At 76.1% G+C, this 17404-nt stretch carries 16 protein-coding genes and 3 pseudogenes; 14 read left to right on the top strand and 5 right to left on the bottom strand.

Annotated features, from left to right (window positions below):
• Positions 1 to 57: 57 nt before the first annotated feature.
• Positions 58 to 771: an HAD family hydrolase gene (locus EKH77_RS29565; RefSeq protein WP_240667599.1), complete on the bottom strand. Its 714-nt coding sequence runs from the start codon at positions 769 to 771 to the stop codon at positions 58 to 60.
• Positions 772 to 1035: 264 nt separating this feature from the next.
• Here EKH77_RS29565 and EKH77_RS29560 point away from each other — a divergent pair, with 264 nt between their 5' ends.
• A complete protein-coding gene (locus tag EKH77_RS29560) occupies positions 1036 to 1671 on the top strand; it encodes a diguanylate cyclase (RefSeq protein ID WP_206279952.1) in 636 nt (211 codons plus the stop codon).
• A 122-nt stretch (positions 1672 to 1793) separates the two neighbouring features.
• Here EKH77_RS29560 and EKH77_RS29555 read toward each other — a convergent pair.
• Positions 1794 to 3121: pseudogene (locus EKH77_RS29555) on the bottom strand (UDP-glucose dehydrogenase family protein).
• A gap of 305 nt (positions 3122 to 3426) precedes the next feature.
• On the opposite strand from EKH77_RS29555, the gene EKH77_RS29550 reads away from it, so the two are divergent.
• From EKH77_RS29550 to EKH77_RS33435, 11 genes and pseudogenes are all read left to right on the top strand, one after another.
• Complete coding sequence (locus EKH77_RS29550; protein WP_126917297.1) at positions 3427 to 4386, top strand: NAD-dependent epimerase/dehydratase family protein; 960 nt, start codon at positions 3427 to 3429, stop codon at positions 4384 to 4386.
• Between the two features lie 70 nt (positions 4387 to 4456).
• The gene (locus tag EKH77_RS29545; protein WP_126917296.1) at positions 4457 to 6109 is read left to right on the top strand and encodes a carbamoyltransferase family protein; all 1653 of its coding nucleotides are present in this window, start codon (positions 4457 to 4459) and stop codon (positions 6107 to 6109) included.
• Complete coding sequence (locus tag EKH77_RS29540) at positions 6106 to 7161, top strand: glycosyltransferase family 2 protein (RefSeq protein ID WP_126917295.1); 1056 nt, start codon at positions 6106 to 6108, stop codon at positions 7159 to 7161. The genes EKH77_RS29545 and EKH77_RS29540 overlap by 4 nt, the downstream gene beginning before the upstream one ends.
• On the top strand, positions 7158 to 7721 hold the full coding sequence (locus EKH77_RS29535) for a D-glycero-alpha-D-manno-heptose-1,7-bisphosphate 7-phosphatase (RefSeq protein ID WP_126917294.1): 564 nt from the start codon (positions 7158 to 7160) through the stop codon (positions 7719 to 7721). The genes EKH77_RS29540 and EKH77_RS29535 overlap by 4 nt, the downstream gene beginning before the upstream one ends.
• Positions 7718 to 8782, top strand: a complete 1065-nt coding sequence (locus tag EKH77_RS29530; RefSeq protein WP_126917293.1) for a glycosyltransferase family 9 protein — start codon at positions 7718 to 7720, stop codon at positions 8780 to 8782. Before EKH77_RS29535 ends, EKH77_RS29530 begins: the two co-directional genes overlap by 4 nt.
• Positions 8779 to 9741 (top strand): glycosyltransferase, encoded by a 963-nt coding sequence (locus EKH77_RS29525; protein WP_126917292.1) that lies wholly within the window; start codon positions 8779 to 8781, stop codon positions 9739 to 9741. The genes EKH77_RS29530 and EKH77_RS29525 overlap by 4 nt, the downstream gene beginning before the upstream one ends.
• Entirely contained in the window at positions 9738 to 10958 is a 1221-nt protein-coding gene (locus EKH77_RS29520; RefSeq protein ID WP_126917291.1) for a glycosyltransferase, read from the top strand. Before EKH77_RS29525 ends, EKH77_RS29520 begins: the two co-directional genes overlap by 4 nt.
• On the top strand, positions 10955 to 11548 hold the full coding sequence (locus EKH77_RS29515) for a D-sedoheptulose-7-phosphate isomerase (RefSeq protein ID WP_126917290.1): 594 nt from the start codon (positions 10955 to 10957) through the stop codon (positions 11546 to 11548). The genes EKH77_RS29520 and EKH77_RS29515 overlap by 4 nt, the downstream gene beginning before the upstream one ends.
• A 32-nt stretch (positions 11549 to 11580) precedes the next feature.
• A complete protein-coding gene (rfaE2, locus tag EKH77_RS29510) occupies positions 11581 to 12978 on the top strand; it encodes a D-glycero-beta-D-manno-heptose 1-phosphate adenylyltransferase (RefSeq protein ID WP_126917289.1) in 1398 nt (465 codons plus the stop codon).
• Positions 12975 to 13877 (top strand): annotated as a pseudogene (locus EKH77_RS29505) (glycosyltransferase family 9 protein); the annotation flags it as partial. The gene rfaE2 and the pseudogene EKH77_RS29505, both read left to right, overlap by 4 nt.
• A 168-nt stretch (positions 13878 to 14045) precedes the next feature.
• A complete protein-coding gene (locus EKH77_RS33435; protein ID WP_206280057.1) occupies positions 14046 to 14258 on the top strand; it encodes a DUF6480 family protein in 213 nt (70 codons plus the stop codon).
• A gap of 51 nt (positions 14259 to 14309) precedes the next feature.
• Here the strand turns inward: EKH77_RS33435 and EKH77_RS29500 are convergent, their stop codons facing one another.
• On the bottom strand, positions 14310 to 15134 hold the full coding sequence (locus EKH77_RS29500; protein WP_126917288.1) for a sigma-70 family RNA polymerase sigma factor: 825 nt from the start codon (positions 15132 to 15134) through the stop codon (positions 14310 to 14312).
• A 132-nt stretch (positions 15135 to 15266) separates the two neighbouring features.
• Between EKH77_RS29500 and EKH77_RS29495 the strand changes: the two are divergent.
• Together EKH77_RS29495 and EKH77_RS29490 are read left to right on the top strand one after the other, a co-directional pair.
• A pseudogene (locus EKH77_RS29495) lies at positions 15267 to 15918 on the top strand (HemK2/MTQ2 family protein methyltransferase).
• On the top strand, positions 15902 to 16120 hold the full coding sequence (locus EKH77_RS29490; RefSeq protein WP_126917287.1) for a CDGSH iron-sulfur domain-containing protein: 219 nt from the start codon (positions 15902 to 15904) through the stop codon (positions 16118 to 16120). Before EKH77_RS29495 ends, EKH77_RS29490 begins: the two are co-directional and overlap by 17 nt.
• Positions 16121 to 16135: 15 nt before the next feature.
• Here EKH77_RS29490 and EKH77_RS29485 read toward each other — a convergent pair whose 3' ends face one another.
• Both EKH77_RS29485 and EKH77_RS29480 read right to left on the bottom strand, forming a co-directional pair.
• A complete protein-coding gene (locus EKH77_RS29485) occupies positions 16136 to 17128 on the bottom strand; it encodes an iron-containing redox enzyme family protein (RefSeq protein WP_126917286.1) in 993 nt (330 codons plus the stop codon).
• Entirely contained in the window at positions 17125 to 17394 is a 270-nt protein-coding gene (locus EKH77_RS29480; protein ID WP_126917285.1) for a hypothetical protein, read from the bottom strand. The genes EKH77_RS29485 and EKH77_RS29480 overlap by 4 nt, the downstream gene beginning before the upstream one ends.
• Positions 17395 to 17404 lie beyond the last annotated feature (10 nt).

Here is a 17404-nt window from a genome sequence, read left to right as displayed (position 1 = left end):
TTCCGGTTTCCCGGCATCGGTGGGCGGAAACCGGAACCCACACGTACGGCTGTCGGTTCAGGCCCGTTCCATCCGGCCGAACGGGCTGGCGTCCAGGTCCGCCAGGAGCGCGGCGGGGTCGCGGTAGACGGCGATCGCGCCCGCCTCCTCGAGCTCGGCCCGGCCGATCCCCCCGGACAGCAGCGCCACACAGCCCACTTCGGCCCTGCGCGCCGCCTCGACGTCCCAGACGGTGTCCCCGACGAACAGTGCCCGTTCCGGGGGCACGTCCGCGTCCTCCAGGGCCTGCCGCACCGGGTCCGGCGCGGGCTTGCTCGCGTCCACGTCGTCGGCGCTGGTGGCGTCGCGGATCGCGTCGTCGGCGCCGATCGCGCGCCGCAGCGCCTCGAGTTCGCTGCCCTGCGCGGACGTGGCCAGGACGATCCGCCAGTCCCGGTCGGCGAGGGCGCGCAGCAGGTCGGCCGCTCCGTCGAGCACGGGGAGGCGGTCGAAATAGGTGGCGTAGAGGGACTTGTGCGCCGCGTCGAGGGCGTCGTCGCCCTCGTGGTCGCGGTCCTCGCCGAGCAGCCGGTCCAGGAGGCGGCCCGAGCCCATGCCGACGGTGTGGTGGATGTCCGTCATGGCGACGCGGTGGCCCTGCTGTTGGAAGGCCTCCCACCAGCAGACGGCGTGGAGGTAGTTGGTGTCCACGAGCGTGCCGTCCACGTCGAAGACCGCCGCGCGGGGGTGCGGGGACCGGGCGGCGGTGGTCATGTCGTCGTACGCGGTCATGGTTACCGCCTCGGAGGTCGCGGGTAGGCGATCGGGGGTCGAGGGGACGGCCGGTGCCGTCCTCACAGGTCAGGCTGGCACCTGCCCCGGGCCGGTGCCCGCCATGCCTGCTCCGTTTGGACGGTCCGTCCCGGTTGCGGACGCCGGCCGGGCGGCGTGGGGTGGAGATTCCCGGCTGGAGTGGAGGTCATTGCGGTGAGGGTGACGTTACGACGGCGGTTGCGGCGGTTCCTCGGGGCGGGGGTGCCCGGGGCGGAGCGTTTCGTGAACCGGGAGGCCCGGCGCCACGCCGGGGTCGACGACGCCACGCGGCGGATCCTGGTCGGCTTCGTGGTGCCGCTGTGGATCGGCGCGGGCCTGGCCGACTGGTGGCTGCACCGGCGTTCCGGCATCGAGAGCACCGCCGGCACCCGGGAGTCCGTCATCCACGCGGTCATGCTCACCGAGGCCGGGTTCCCGGTGGTGCTCGGGCTGTTCTGCCAGGTCGACGCGGGCGTGCTCGCGTGGGCCCTGCTCGGGCTGTGCGCCCATCAGGCCACGGCGTTCTGGGACGTGGCGTACGCGGAGGAGCGGCGCCGGGTCACGACGACCGAGCAGCACGTGCACAGCCTGCTGGAGACCGTGCCGCTCATGGCCGTCCTCTCCCTGACCGCCCTCCACTGGGACCAGGCCCTGGCGCTCTTCGGGCGGGGCCCCGCGCGTCCGGACTTCTCACTGCGCCCCAAGGCCCGGCCGCTGTCCGGCCGCGCCCGGGCGGGCGTCCTGGCGTCCGTCGCCCTGTGCGTCGCCGTCCCCTATGCCGAGGAGCTGTGGCGCTGCGCCCGGGTGGACCCGTCGCTCGCGAGCCGGCCCCGGCCGCCGCTGCCCGCCACACCGACGCTCCGCGTCGGGAACGCGTAGGGGAATCCGCCGCACGGACGTCTGTCCGCCGCCGACCGGGGAAGGCGGTCCTTCATGGACGCCGACACGACCGTGCGGAGCGTGCGGGTGGTCGCCGCCCCGGGGCCCGGCGGGGGGCGGGGTCACCGCCCTTCGTGAGCGGGGCGGCCGAGCTGGCGGACCGTCCAGCCCGCCGAGCGCCAGGTGCCGGCGTCGAGGAGGTTGCGGAGGTCGACGAGGACCGGCCTGGCGACGAGGGTGGCGAGGCGGTCGGGGGCGGCGTGGCGGAAGTGCGGCCATTCGGTGGCCAGGACGACGAGTTCGGCCCCGGTGACGGACGCCTCCAGGTCCGTCTCGTAGGTGAGGTAGGGGTGGTGGGTCAGCGCGGTGGGCACCGCGAGGGGGTCGTGGACGGTGACGGCGGCGCCCCGCCGGTGCATGAGCGTGGCGATCGCGAGGGCGGGGGATTCACGGATGTCGTTCGTGCCGGCCTTGAAGGCCGCGCCCCACACCGTGACCTTCGCTCCGGTGACGGCGCGGCCCAGGGTCTCCTCGACGAGGCGGAGGGCGGCGGCGGGCCGTGAGTCGTTGACCCGCTCGGCCGCGTTCAGGAGGGCGGCCGCCTCGGGGGCGTCGAGGGCTTCGGCGGCGGCGGTGAAGGCCCGGATGTCCTTGGGCAGGCAGCCGCCGCCGTAGCCGGGCCCGGCGGTCAGGCCGCCGCGGCCGATGCGCGGGTCGAGGCCGATGGCCTCGGCGAGCTGCTGGACGTCGGCTCCGGCCGCGGCGCACATGTCGGCCACCCCGTTGATGAAGGCGATCTTCAGGCCGAGGTAGGCGTTGGCGGCGCTCTTGATCAGCTCGGCCGTGGCGTGGTCGGTGACGCACAGCGGGATCCCCCGGCGCAGCAGGGGGCCGTAGAGCTCGCGGACGACGTCCTCGGCGTGCCGGGAGGGCACTCCGGCGACGATGCGGTCGGGCGCGAGGGTGTCCTCCATGGCGTGTCCCTCACGGAGGAACTCGGGGTTCCAGACGACCTCGACGCCCTCCCCCGCCGGTGCCCGGCGGGCCAGCAGTCCGGCCAGCTCGCGGGTGGTGCCGACGGCCACCGTGGACTTGCCGATGACGACGCAGGGCCTGGTCAGGTGGGGGCCAGGGCTTCGGCGGCGCCGAGGACCTGGGTGGTGTCGTAGCCGCGTCCGGCGGCGTCGAGGGGGGTGCCGACGGCGAGGAAGTGGACGTCCGCGAAGGCGGCCGCCTCGGCGAAGCCGGTGCTGAAGCGCAGCCGTCCGGTGCCGGCATGCCGGGCCAGCAGGTCGGCCAACCCACCTTCGTGGATGGGGCATTGACCTCGCGTCAGGCGGTCGATCTTCGGCCGGTCGAGGTCGACGCCGATGACCTCGTGGCCGATCTCGGCCATCGCGACGGCGTGCGGGATGCCCAGATGGCCGCAGCCGATGACGGATACACGCATGGAGCCGCTCCCTTCCTCGTCGCCCCTCCAGGCTCGCCCCGCTCCCCCGGACCGGCAATCGTGTCCCGAGTGGAGTGGTCCGGGGTGCTGTGCGAAGCTGTGATGAGTCGCTACTCGCTGCACAGACCGGGCATCCGTGATCGGGCCCGTGAGCAGCCCCCCGAAAAGCAACGGACCCCGGGCCTCCATCTTTCGCGCCAGGAGCGCGAGCGGCCGGAATCGATCCCGCGTTGCCGACGGTCCCCCTCATCTCCCCGGCCCCGCGCCGGACTTGTCGGCCGCGCACTGTGCGAAGGAGGGCCGTCATGGGCGGAGAGTGGAACCGCGCGGTGGTCACCGGCGGAGCCGGTTTCATCGGGTCCCACATCTGTGAACGGCTGCTGGCCGGCGGGACGGAAGTGCACTGCGTCGACAACCTGTCGACCGGATCCCGCGAGAACATCGGACACCTGACGGGCAGCGCGGGCTTCCGCTTCGTCGAGGCCGACGTCACCGACCCGGCGGCCCTCGACTCCATACCCGGGCCGGTCGACCTGGTCCTCGACCTGGCCTGCCCGGCGTCCCCCCGCGACTACCTCCGGCTGCCCATCGAGACCCTGGAGGCCGGCAGCGTCGGCACCCACACGGCCCTGGAGCGGGCCCTGCGGGACCATGCCCGCTTCCTCCTCGCCTCCACCTCGGAGGTGTACGGCGACCCTCTGGAGCATCCTCAGCGCGAGCGGTACTGGGGCAACGTCAACCCCATCGGCCCGCGCAGCGTCTACGACGAGTCCAAGCGCTACGCGGAGGCGCTGGTCAGCGCGTACCGGCGCACGTACGACGCGGACACCGCCATCGTCCGCATCTTCAACACCTACGGCCCGAGGATGCGGGCCGACGACGGGCGCGCCGTGCCCACGTTCATCCGGCAGGCCCTCGCGGGGGAACAGGTGACGGTCGCCGGGGACGGCAGCCAGACGCGTTGCCTCACCTACGTCGACGACACGGTCGACGGCATTCTCGCCCTCGCCGCCAGCGGCTACCCGGGACCGGTCAACATCGGCGGGTCCGACGAGGAGCCGGTCCTCGAACTGGCCGAGCGGATCATCGGCCTGACCGGTTCGGCGTCCACCGTCCGCTTCGTCGACCGCCCGGTGGACGATCCCGGAAAGCGCCGTCCCGACACCACGACGGCCGAGCGGCTGCTGAGCTGGCGGCCGCGCGTGAGTTGCGAGGAAGGGCTCAAGCGGACCGTCGAGTGGTTCACCCGGCCACTCGCCCCCTGAGAACCCCTCACCCCCCTGAAACGCCGTTCCCTCGAGCGGCCGCCCCCTGTCGCCGAAGACGGAGCACGCCATGCGCATCCTCGGAATCAACGCGCTCTTCCACGACCCCGCGGCCGCCCTCGTCGTCGACGGGCGGATCGTCGCCGCCGCCGAGGAGGAGCGGTTCTCCCGGCGGAAGCACGGCAAGCGACCGGTGCCGTTCGCGGCCTGGGAGCAGCCGGTCCGGTCGGCGGCGTGGTGCCTGGAGCGCGCCGGGCTGCGCCCGGCCGATCTCGACGCGGTCGCCTACTCCTACGACCCCGCGCTGGCCCGCCCGGCGGACGCCATGGGGCTCGACGACCCCTGGGACGGGCTGCGGCAGACGTACGCCCGGGAGGCGCCCAGGTTCCTGGCGGACGCGCTGCCGGGCCTGGCGGCGGAGCAGGTCCGCTTCGTCCCCCATCACGTCGCCCACGCCGCCTCCGCCGCGCTGGCCGGGCCGGACCGCGACAGCGCCGTCCTGGTCCTGGACGGGCGCGGCGAGTGCGCCTCGCATCTGGCGGGGGTGTACCGGGGCGGGGAGCTGGAGGTGCTGGCCGCGCAGGATCTGCCGTCCTCGCTGGGGCTGGTCTACGAGGAGCTGACGGAGCATCTGGGTTTCCTGCGCAGCAGCGACGAGTACAAGGTGATGGCGCTGGCGGCCTTCGGGAAGCCGAGGTTCCTGCCGGAGCTGCGCACCCACATCCACGCGACGGGGGACGGCGGTTTCCTGGCCCGCGCGGTGCCGTGGGAGGCGCTCACCGAGCCCCGCGCGGCGGGGCGGGAGTGGACGCAGGACCACGCCGACCTGGCCGCGAGCACCCAGGCGTGCCTGGAGGAGGTGCTCCTGGACCTGGCGCGCTGGCTGCACGGCCGGACCGGTGCCGGGACGCTGGCCCTGGCGGGCGGGGTGGCCCTGAACTGCGTGGCCAACACGCGGCTCGCCGTGGAGGGCCCCTTCCGTCGGGTGTGGGTGCAGCCGGCGGCCGGTGACGCGGGGACCGCGCTGGGCGGCGCGCTGCAACTGGAGGCGGACGGCGGCCTGTTGCCCACTCCCATGAAAGGGGCGGACCTGGGCCGGGAGTGGTCGGACGAGGAGCTGAGGGGCTGGCTGGAGCGTGCTCGCGTGCCGTACGAACGGCCTCCCGACATCGCCGAGGCGGTGGCCCGGGAGCTGGCGCGGGACGGCATCGTGGCCTGGTTCCAGGGGCGCAGCGAGTACGGGCCGCGCGCCCTCGGGCACCGGTCGCTGCTCGCCCATCCCGGGCACGTGGCGAACCTGGAACGGCTCAACCACGTCAAGGGGCGCGAGGAGTTCCGTCCGGTGGCCCCGATGGTCGCGGCGGACCGGGCCGCCGAGATCTTCGAAGGGCCGCTGCCCAGCCCGTACATGCTCTTCGTCCACCGGGTGACGCGGCCGTGGCGGGACCGGATCCCGGCGGTCGTGCACGTGGACGGCACCGCGCGGATCCAGACGGTCGACCCGGCGCGGGAGCCGCTGGTGGCCCGGATGCTGGCCGCGTTCGAACGGCGGACGGGCCTGCCCGTGGTCGTCAACACCAGTCTCAACACGGCGGGCCGGCCGATGGTCGACGATCCCCGGGACGCGCTGGAGTGCTTCGGCTCGGCACCGGTGGACCTGCTGGCGCTCGGCCCGTACGCCGTGCGCCGGACCCTGCTCTGCGGCACGCCGGAGGAGCCATGAGCACCCCGCCGGCCTACGCGGTCGTCGTTCCCACGCTCGGGCGCCCCTGTCTGGAGCGCTGTCTGGCCGCGCTGGCCGGATCCGTGGGCCCCGCCCCCCGCGAGGTCGCCGTCGTGGACGACCGGCCAGGGCCGCGCGGCGGGCTGTCGCCGCTGCCGCTGGACGCGCTCGGCGAGCTGCGCGGCGTCGCCAGAGCGGCCCACAGCGGGGGCAGGGGTCCCGCCGCCGCCCGCAACACGGGCTGGCTGACGGTGACCACGCCCTGGGTGGTGTTCCTCGACGACGACGTGCGGGTGACCCCCGCCTGGCGCGCCGACCTGGCCCGCGACCTGGCCCGGGCGGAGCCGTGGACGGGCGGCGTGCAGGGCGTGCTCGACGTGCCCCTGCCCACCGACCGGCGGCCCACGGACTGGGAACGCGGCACCGCCGGGCTGGCCCGGGCCCGCTGGGCGACGGCCGACATGGCCTACCGCACCTCCGTGCTCGACGCCGTGGGCGGCTTCGACGAGCGTTTCCCCCGGGCCTTCCGGGAGGACGCCGACCTCGCCCTGCGGGTCATGGCCGTCGGGTGGCGGCTGGAGCGGGGGACGCGCGTCACCCGGCACCCGGTGCGCCCGTCCGGCCTCCTGGTCTCGCTGCGGCAGCAGGCCGGCAACGCGGACGACGCCCTGATGGTGCGGCTCCACGGGCGCGACTGGTGGGGGCGGGCGGAGGCGCCGCGCGGGCGGCTGCGGCGGCACGCGCTGATCACCGCCGCCGGGGCGGGGGCGGCCGCCCTGGCGCTCGCCCGCCGCCCGGCCCTCGGCGCGGCGGCCGCACTCGGCTGGGCGGCGGGGACCGCCGAGTTCGCGTGGGCGCGGATCGCGCCGGGCCCCCGGACGCCCAGGGAGGTCACGGCCATGGTGGCCACGAGCGTCGCCATTCCGCCGCTCGCCGTCTGGCACCGGCTGCGCGGCACCCTCCGGCACCGCGGCCGGCGGCCGCTGCCCGGCCGGTTCCCACCCCCGGTGCCCCCGGAACCGGTGGCGGCACCCGTGAGGCCCCCGGCATGAGCGGCCGCGCCCTGCCCGCCGCCGTACTGTTCGACCGGGACGGCACGCTGATCGAGGACGTCCCCTACAACGGCGACCCGGCCCGGGTCGTGCCGCTGCCGGGTGCCCACGAGGCTCTCGCGCTGTTGCGGTGGCGGGGCGTGCGCACCGGTGTGGTCACCAACCAGTCGGGCATCGGCCGGGGCTTGCTGACGGCACGTCAGGTGGCGGCGGTCAACGCCCGGGTGGAGCGGCTGCTCGGGCCGTTCGACGTGTGGCGGATCTGCCCCCACCATCCGGACGACGGCTGCCCCTGCCGCAAACCGGCGCCGGGGCTGGTCCTGTCGGCCGCCCGGGCGCTGGGCGTGGCCCCGGACCGGTGCGTGGTGATCGGTGACATCGGCGGCGACATGGAGGCCGCGGCGGCGGCCGGGGCGACGGGTGTGCTCGTGCCGACACCGCTCACCCGGCCCGAGGAGGTCGCCCGCGCGCTCCGCCCGGCACCCGATCTGCCGACGGCGGCGCGCCTGGCCCTGGGCACGACCGTCCTGCCGGTGCCGGAGGGGGGTGGCCGGCGGTGAAGGCCATGGTGGCGCGGCTGGACAGCTTCGGCGACGTTCTCCTCGCCGGGCCCGCGATCCGTGCCGTCGCCGCCCGCGCCGAGCGCGTCACGCTGCTGTGCGGCCCGCTCGGCGCCCCGGCGGCGCGGATGCTGCCGGGGGTGGACGAGGTGATCGAGTGGGACGCCCCCTGGGTGGGTTTCGAGCCGCCGCCGGTGGACGCGGCCGACGTGGCGCGGTTCGTCGGGCGCGTCGCGCAGGACCCGCCGGACGTGGCGCTCGTCCTGACGTCGTACCACCAGAGCCCGTTGCCGCTGGCGCTGCTGCTGCGCATGGCCGGCGCACGCCGGCTGGCGGCGGACTGCGAGGACTACCCGGGCGCGCTGCTGGACCTGCGGCACCGCAGGCTGCCGCACCGGCACGAGGTGGAGGCCGCGCTCGACCTCGCCGGGGCGGCGGGTTTCCCGCTGCCGGAGGGCGACGACGGGCGGCTCGCGGTCCGCCGGACGCCGCCGGGGAACCGCCCGGCCGGCGCGGACGGTTACGTGGTCGTCCACCCCGGCGCCGCGGTGCCGGCCCGCCGCTGGGGGCGGGACCGGCTCGCCACGACCGTGCGGCTGCTGTCGCGGGCGGGCTACCGGACCGTGGTCACCGGCGGCCCCGGCGAACGGGAGCTGACCGCCTCCGTCGCCCACGGCTCCGCCCTCGACCTCGGGGGCCGCACCACGCCCGCCGAACTCACCGAGGTGCTCGCCCGGGCGGCCGTGGTCGTCGCCGGCAACACCGGGCCCGCCCATCTGGCGGCCGCCGTGGGCACTCCGGTGGTGTCCCTGTTCGCCCCGGTGGTGCCGGCCGAGCGGTGGGCGCCCTTCGGCGTGCCGCACGTGCTCCTCGGGGACCAGCGGGCCCCGTGCGCCGGCAGCCGCGCCCGGGTGTGCCCCGTCGCCGGGCATCCGTGCCTGAACGAGGTGTCCCCCGAGGACGTGCTGGCCGCCGTGGAGAAGCTCACCGGGCGCGCGCCCGGCCTGGAGCCCGGCCCGGGCGGGGCGGAGCCGGCCGACCGGATGGAGTGGTCACCGTGAGGATCCTGTTGTGGCACGTGCACGGCTCGTGGACGACGGCGTTCGTCCAGGGCCCGCACACCTACCTGGTGCCCGTCACCCCGGACCGGGGGCCCGACGGGCGGGGGCGCGCCGCCACCTTCGACTGGCCCGCCTCCGTCGTCGAGGTGCCCGTGGACCGGCTGCGCGACACCGACGTCGACCTGCTGGTCCTCCAGCGCCCGCGCGAGTTCGAGCTCGTCCGGCGCCTCCTCGGCCGACGTCCCGGACGGGACGTGCCCACCGTCTACCTGGAGCACAACGCCCCCGGCGGGCCCGTGCCCGACACCCGGCACCCCGCCGCCGACCGGCCGGAGCTGACGATCGCGCACGTCACCCACTTCAACCGGCTGCTGTGGGACTGCGGCACGACGCCCACGACGGTGATCGAGCACGGCATCGTGGATCCCGGACCGCTGTGGACCGGCGAGCTGCCACGGGTCGCCGTCGTGGTCAACGAGCCGCTGCGGCGGGGCCGTACGACCGGCACCGACCTGCTCGGCCACTTCTCCGAGGCGGCCCCGCTGGACGTCTTCGGGATGCGCACCGAGCACGTCGCGGAGCGCCTCGGCCTGCCGCCCGAGCGGTGCCGGGGGAAGGACCTGCCTCAGGCCGCGCTGCACCGGGCGATGGCCGAGCGCCGCGCGTACCTCCATCCGGTGCGCTGGACGTCCCTGGGCCTCTCGCTCCTGGAGGCCATGCACCTCGGCATGCCGGTGGTGGCGCTGGCCACGACCGAGGTCGCCGAAGCCGTCCCGGCGGGCGCCGGGGTGGTCTCCAACCGGCTGGACGTCCTGCGCGACGCCCTCCGCCGTTTCGTCGCCGACCGCGAGGCGGCCCGGGAGACCGGCCGGGCGGCCCGCGCGGCGGCGCTCGCCCGCTACGGCCTGCCCCGGTTCCTGGACGACTGGGACCGGCTGCTCAAGGAGGTGACCCGATGAAGATCGCCATGGTGTCCGAGCACGCGAGCCCGCTCGCCGCCCTCGGCGGGCCGGACGCCGGAGGGCAGAACGTCTACGTCGCCCGGCTGGCGGGCCGGCTGGCCGAGCGGGGGCACGACGTGACCGTCTACACCCGCCGGGACGACGACGCCCTGCCCGACCGCGTCCCCCTCCCGTCGGGCGCCGTGGTCGAGCACGTGCGGGCCGGTCCCGCGCGGGCGGTCCCCAAGGACGAGCTGTACGCGCACATGCCGTGCTTCGGCGCCCGGCTGGCCGACGCGTGGGAGGCGGAACCGCCCGAGGTGGTGCACGCCCACTTCTGGATGTCCGGCCTCGCCGCGCTGCTGGCCACCACCCACCTCACCGTGCCGGTCGTGCAGACCTACCACGCGCTGGGCACCGTCAAGCGGCGCCACCAGGGCGCCGCCGACACCAGCCCGGCCGGACGGCCGGACGTGGAGCGGCGGATCGGCATGTCCTGCTCCAGGGTCCTGGCCACCTGCTCGGACGAGGTGCGGGAACTGCGGGCCATGGGCATCCCCGGGCACCGCTGCTCCGTCGTGCCGTGCGGCGTGGACACCGAGCACTTCACCGCCCGCGGCGGGACGGCCGCCGCCCCGGGCCGGCGGAACCGGCACCGGCTCCTCGCGATCGGCCGGCTCGTCGCCCGCAAGGGCGTCGACGTCGCGGTGCGCGCGCTGGCGGACGTGCCCGACGCGGAACTCCTGGTGGCGGGAGGACCACCCGCCGACGGCGTCCCGGAGGACCCGGAGGCGGCACGGCTGACGGCCCTCGCCCGGCGGCTGGGCGTCGCCGACCGGCTGCTCCTCCTCGGCTGCGTGCCGCACGAGGACATGCCCGCCCTGATCCGCAGCACCGACGTGGTGCTGTGCACCCCGGTCTACGAGCCGTTCGGGATCGTGCCGCTGGAGGCCATGGCCTGTGGCGTGCCGGTGATCGCCACGAACGTCGGCGGGCACCGGGACACGGTGGCGCACGGCGAGACGGGACTGCTGGTCGAACCGGACCACCCGGCGGAACTCGCCCGGGCGGTGCGGAGTCTCCTCGGTTCACAGCGGCGCCTCGCGTCCTTCGGCGCGGCCGGGCGGGCGCGCATGCTCGGCGGATTCACCTGGGACCACGTGGCGGACGGCGTGGAGAGCGTCTACGACCGGGTCGCCGCCCCGCTGTCCCTTTCCTCCGGAGGTGCCCGATGACCGCCACCCGCACGAGCAGGCCCCTCGCCGCGCACGGCGACCACTGCGGACGTCTCCTGACCGCCCTGGAACGGTTCCGCGCCGAGCAGGCGGCCACCGCCGAGCGCTGGGGGGCGCGGCTGGCCACGACGCTGGCCGCCGGCGGCAGGCTCCTCGCGGCGGGCAACGGCGGCAGCGCCGCCCAGGCCCAGCACCTCACGGCGGAGCTCGTGGGCCGCTACCGCGTGGACCGGGCGCCCTTCTCCGCCATCGCCCTCCACGCGGACACCTCCAGCTGCACCGCCATCGTCAACGACTACGGCCCGGACGAGTTGTTCGCCCGCCAGGTACGGGCGCACGCCCGCCCCGGCGACGTGCTGATCCTGATGTCCACGAGCGGCGCCAGCCCCAACCTGCTGTCCGCCGCGAGGGCCGGGCACGAATCAGCCGCCCACGTATGGGCGTTGACCGGACCCGCCCCCAACCCGCTGGCCGAGGCCGGCGACGAGACGCTGTGCGTGGAGGCGGGCTCCACCGCGACCGTCCAGGAACTCCACCTGGTGGCGGTGCACCTGATGTGCGGCGCCTTCGACACCGAACTGGGCGTGTGAGAACGAGCGGAGCGAGAAAGGGGCTGTCGCCCATGAACGGCACGACCGGTACGAGTCCCCTGGTGGTCGTCGGGGACACCCTGCTCGACCGGGACCTCGTGGGCACCGCCGAGCGGCTGGCGCCGGACGCCCCCGTGCCGGTCCTGGACGACTGCTCGGAGCACGTCCGGCCCGGCGGGGCGGCCCTGGCCGCCTGCCTCGCCGCCCGCGCCGGGCGCGCCGTCACCCTCGTCACCGCGCTCGGCACGGACCCGGCCAGCCTGCGGGTGCGCGGGCTCCTGGAGGCCGTCATGACGGTGGTGGCGCTGCCCCTCGACGGCGAGCTGCCCGAGAAGACGCGCGTCCTGGCTGGCGGACGGCCCATGGTGCGGCTCGACCGGGGCACCGGCCGGGCCGCGGCGGCCACCGACACGGCCCGCCGGGCCGTGTCGCGGGCGGCGGCACTGCTCGTCGCCGACTACGCCCGGGGCACGGCCGACGCGCTGCGGGACGAGCTCGCCTCCCGCGCCCGCCGCGCGACCCTCGTATGGGACCCTCACCCCCGTGGCGGACCCCCCGTTCCGGGAGCCCGGCTGGTGACCCCCACCGGCGCGGAGGCCCGCCGGTTCCTCGGCCACGACACCGAGGGCGGCGCGGAGTTGCGCGCGACGGCCCGGATGGCGGAGGAGCTGGTCGTACGGTGGCGGGCCGCCGGGGTGGCGGTCACCCTGGGCCCGCGCGGCGCGCTGCTCTCCAACGGCGACAGCCCCCTGCTCGTACCGGCGGCCGCCCGCTACGACGGCGACGCGTGCGGAGCCGGCGACTGCTTCGCGGCCACGGCCGCCGGGCTGCTGGGCGACGGCGCGCTGCCGGCCGAGGCCGTGCAGGGCGCGGTGGCGGCGGCCACCCGGTACGTCGCCGAGGGCGGGCCCCGTACCGCCGTCCGGGAGGACGTCCCGGAGGCGCCCGCCGACGCGGGCGACGAACGGGACGACGGCGTCCGGCTGGCCCGGCGGGTCCGGGCGGCCGGGGGCACGGTCGTCGCGGCGGGAGGCTGCTTCGACCTGCTGCACGCCGGACACGTCAGCATGCTCCAACAGGCCCGGGGCATCGGCGACTGCCTGATCGTCTGCCTCAACTCCGACGCCTCGGTGCGCCGCCGCAAGGGCCCCGGGCGGCCCATCAACCCGCTCGCGGACCGCATCCGGGTGCTGCGGGCCCTGCAGTGCGTCGACGCCGTCGTCGCCTTCGACGAGGACACCCCGGAGAACCTGGTCGCCCGGCTCCGCCCGCACGTCTGGGTCAAGGGCGGCGACTACTCCGTGGAACAGATGCCGGAGGCCGCGCAACTGGCCTCGTGGGGCGGGCAGGCGGTGCTACTGCCGTACGTCGACGGCCGGTCGAGCACCCTGCTCGCCACGCGCGCGGCCGCCGCGCGCCGGCCGTCGTGAACCGGCGGCTGCTGGTCCTGCGGGCGCTGGGCCTCGGCGACCTGCTCGCCGGGGTGCCGGCGCTGCGGGCCCTGCGCCGCGCGCATCCCGGGCACGAGCTGGTCCTCGCCGCCCCGCCGGAGCTCGGCGAGGCCGTGGCGGCGACCGGCGCCGTGGACACCCTGCTCCCGGCCGCCGCCCCCGGGCGCGCCGTGCCGGCGGCCCTCGACTGGACCGGGCCGCCACCCGACATCGCCGTGGACCTCCACGGCAACGGCCCGCCCAGCCACCGGCTGCTGCAGGCGCTGCGCCCCGCCAGGCTGCTGGCCTTCGCCCATCCGGAGACGCCCGAGGTGGACGGCCCGCCCTGGACTCCCCACGAGCACGAACGCGAGCGCTGGTGCCGGCTGCTGCGCGCCTACGGCATCCCCGCCGACGCGCGCGACCTGTTGCTGCCGCGCCCGGCCGCCGCCTCGCCCGCCCCGGGCGCGGTCCTGGTGCACCCGGGCGCGGCTTCCGCCGCCCGGCGCTGGCCGGGCGGGCGCTACGCCGCCGTCGTACGCGGGCTGCTGCGGCGGGGGCACCGGGTGGTGGTCACCGGTGGCCCCGGCGAGGAGGAGCTGGTGGGCGCCGTCGCGATGCCGGGGGCCGAGCCGTTCCCGGGCGGCCTGCCCTTCGGGGTGCTGTCGGCGCTGGTCGCCGGGGCGTCCGCCGTGGTCAGCGGGGACACGGGCCTCGCCCATCTCGCGGTCGCCCACGGCACGCCCAGCGTCACCCTCTTCGGGCCCGTCGCCCCGGCCCTGTGGGGCCCGCCCCCTTCGCCGAGGCACGCGGCACTCTGGCACCCGGGGCCCCCGGGGGATCCGCACGGTGACGTGCCGGACCCGCTGCTCCTGCGCGTCGGGGTCCCGGAAGTCCTGGCCGGCGTCCGCGATGTCATCGGCGTGGCCGGAGGTTCCCACACAGGTTCACACCCCTGGGCGCCCCGGCGCGCGTCCGGGACCGGAGCGTGTGAAGGTGGGCCGAACGGGACGATCGGCGGATCCGGACCCGCACGGTCCCGCGCACCGAGGAAACGGGGCATCATCATGACGCACGATCCCGAACCCGAGCGCACCCCCGGTCTGGAGCCGGGCGGCGGGGTACCGCCCGGTGAGACCCCGCCGGGCGAGGACAGCACCGGGGGCGCCGGCCCGCGCGACGACCTCTCGCGGGGCTGGGCCAAGGGTCCGGTGTTCGTCATCGGCGCCCTGGTGTTCCTCTTCGCCGTCACCGTCCTCATCTGGGCCGCGATCGTGTGATCGCGGCCCGGAGCGGCGCCTCTTGGGCCGGTTCCGGCATCCCCGGCATGGTCACAAGCGCTTCCCCGCCAGGGGAAGCGCGCCGCCTGTGGGGTCGCTCACGCCACCCTCGCCGGCCGTGAGACCGCGGCGCAGACTGCCGAGGGCCCTCGTGAGGATGCGGCTGACGTGCATCTGCGAGACGCCGAGCACGGCACCGATGTCCTTCTGCGTACGGTCCTCGAAGTACCGCAGGTACAGCACGCGCCGTTCGCGCTCGGGGAGGGCGGCGAGCAGCGGCCGCACCGCGTGCCGGTCCAGGACGAGGTCCAGCGCTCCGTCGGCTCCTCCCATCGTGTCCGCCAGTGACGGCCCGGACGCGCTGCCGTAGTCCTCGAGGAGGCGGGTGTGCTGGGTGCTCTCGGCCCGCAGGCCCTCGCGTACGTCCGTCTCGCTCATGCCGGTGACCGCCGCCAGGTCGGCCGCCGTGGGAGCGGCGCGGAGCTCCTGCTCCAGGGCGGCGCGGGCCTCGCGGAGGACGGAGCACGCGTGCTGGAGGTGGCGGGGGACGCGCACGGTCGAGACGAAGTCCCGGAAGTGCCGCCGCAGTCCTCCGGTGATGGCGGGGACCGCGTAGGAGGGGAAGGCGTGGCCCAGGTCCGGGTCGAAGTTGTCGACCGCCTTCACCAGGGCCAGCGCGGCGACCTGCCGCAGGTCGGCGGCGGTTTCGCCACGGCCGCGGAAGCGCCGGCTGATCCGTTCGGACATCGGCAGCCAGGCTTCGATGATCTCCCGGCGGACGCGCTCGTGTTCCGGCCCGCCGGGTCTGAGCCTCCTCAGCCGGGCGAAGGCCGCCGCGGTGTCGGGGGCTTCACGTGCACGGGGCCGTCGGGGCATCGTCGGCGCGTTCCTCACGGGTCATCGCGGCGGGGCGGGCATGGGTCCACTGTCGAAGAGCCCTGAGCCGCCCGCCATCCGACGGGGGCCGTCCGGTGTTTGAAGCAGGGGCGTCCGGGTCACTCGTGGTGGATGCGACTTCTCGTTCCGCCGGGCGTGTACCGGCCGCAGGAGGACACCCGTCTCCTGGCGGCCGCCCTGCGCCGGGAGGGCCTGCCGCGCGCGGCCCGTGTGCTGGACGTCGGTACGGGCAGCGGCGTCCTGGCGATCGCCGCCGCCCGGCAGGGGGCCGCCGAGGTCACGGCGGTCGACGTCTGCGCCCGGGCCGTGCTCACGGCTCGTCTCAACGGGCTGCTGGCCCGGCGTCGTATCCGGGCGGTGCGCGGCGACCTGCTGTCCCCGGTCGCCGGCGAGCGGTTCGACGTCGTGCTCGCCAATCCGCCGTACCTGCCCACTCCCCGGGCCGGTGTCCGCCGCGGGGGCCGCCCGGGCCCTGGACGGCGGCCGGGACGGCCGTGTGGTGCTGGACCGGCTGTGCGCGGACGTGGCCGCGGTGCTGCGGCCGTCGGGCGTGCTGCTGCTCGTGCACTCCGCGCTCTGCGGGGTGGGTCCCACCCTCGCGCTGCTGACCGCCGCGGGGCTGCGCCCCCACGTCATGGAGCGCCGCGTCGTGCCCCTGGGCCCGATGACGCGCTCCCGTACCGACTGGCTCCGCCGACGGGGGCTCCTCGCGCCCGGGCAGGAGACGGAGGAACTGGTGGTGATCCGTGCACAGCGCCCCTGAACCGCGGGCGACGCGGGTACGGCAGGAACCCGGCGGCCCCGTGCTCGTCGAGGGCCCCGTCGAGGCCGTCGCCGAGGACGGCACGATCACGCGCTCGGACCGGCCCGTGGTCGCCCTGTGCACCTGCGGGCGCAGCCAGATCCTCCCGTGGTGCGACACCAGTCACCGCAACCGTCCGGCCTCCGACCGCGACGGAGGATGACGTCACGCCGCGTGATCAGTCGAGGGGTGCGCGCAGGGAGCTCCTGCCCGCCTTCCACGCGGTGAGGAGGTGCTCGGCGAGGCGCTCCTCGAGCCATACGGTGGCGGCGATCCCGAAGGCGACGTCCGGCGCCAGCCGGGGCTCCTTCTCCAGCAGGTCGCCGATGACCTCGTGGCGGACGAGTTGTTCGTGCACGGCGTCCGCCTCGACGTGCTCGGCGTAGAAGCCGATGGCCGCCTCCCCCGCGCCCAGTCGTCGCAGCGCCTCGACGAGCCGGCGGGAGCCGGGCGGGGAGGTGCACTCCAGGACGGCGAAGTGCCCGGCCAGGGCGCCCCGGTGGACCCGGTGCAGCCCCAGGAGCGACATGAGGTTGACGGTGGCCAGGGTGACGGCCGGGACGGCGGGCGCGTAGTGGCCGTAGGAGTCGTCGAGGTCCAGGTCCCGCAGCAGGCCGGCGAAGAGCTCCGCGTGCACCCGCTCGGCACGGCCGGCGCCGAACTCCTCGTACTCGACGGTGACCAGGGCGGCCTTGGCCCGGCCTGTCAGCCGGGGGATCATCCACGCGTGGGGATCGGCCTCCTTCAGCTGGTAGAGCGACCGGTGGGCCGCGTACTCGCGCAGGTGCCACCGCTCGCCCTGGTCCCGCAGGAACCGTGTCACGTCCTGGCCGTCCGCCCGGTCCAGCACCAGTTCCCGCAGGGCGTCCTCCACGTCACCGGCTTGCGGGACGTCGGCGCGGAGGGCGAACAGGAAGCGCCGCTCCAGGGTCTGACGCAGTTCCAGCAGCGCCGGGTCCCACTCCCAGCGCTCGTCGACGCCCGCCCAGCCCCGGTAGTGGAGCTCGTAACAGAGGTGCAGGGCGAGCTGGAGGTCGTCCCCGTACACGTCCGCCCGCTCGGCGAGCCCGGGGCCGGGCAGCGCTCGGCGGCCCGGGGCGTGGGCGAGGGTCTCGGCCAGTGCCGCGGAGAGCTCGCCCCGGGGAGGCGGGCACGCCGCCGGGCCCCTCATTCCTCGGCGGTCCGCTGCGTCCGCACGCGCGCGAAGTGCAGCAGGTCCGAGCAGGCGAGCGCGGTGAGCGTCGCCGTCGCCAGCCGTGTCGCGCGCGGCGCGAAGACCATTCCGGCGGCGGCCGCCAGCGCGGCGATCGAGGCCACGTAGACGCCCATCGCTCCGGCGTAGGCCCCCAAGGGGTGGTCCTCACCGCCGGTGTAGGCCTCGCCTTCCTCCTCCAGGTTCCGTCGCAGACGCCCGGGGGCGTCGTCAGGGCTCGGCATGGGCGCGTCC

Origin of the sequence: Streptomyces luteoverticillatus (assembly GCF_003970715.1) — a bacterium.
Taxonomy (GTDB): Bacteria; Actinomycetota; Actinomycetes; order Streptomycetales; family Streptomycetaceae; genus Streptomyces; species Streptomyces abikoensis.
Note: the sequence above shows the minus strand (reverse complement) of the source record. Positions and strands in the feature narration are given on the sequence as shown.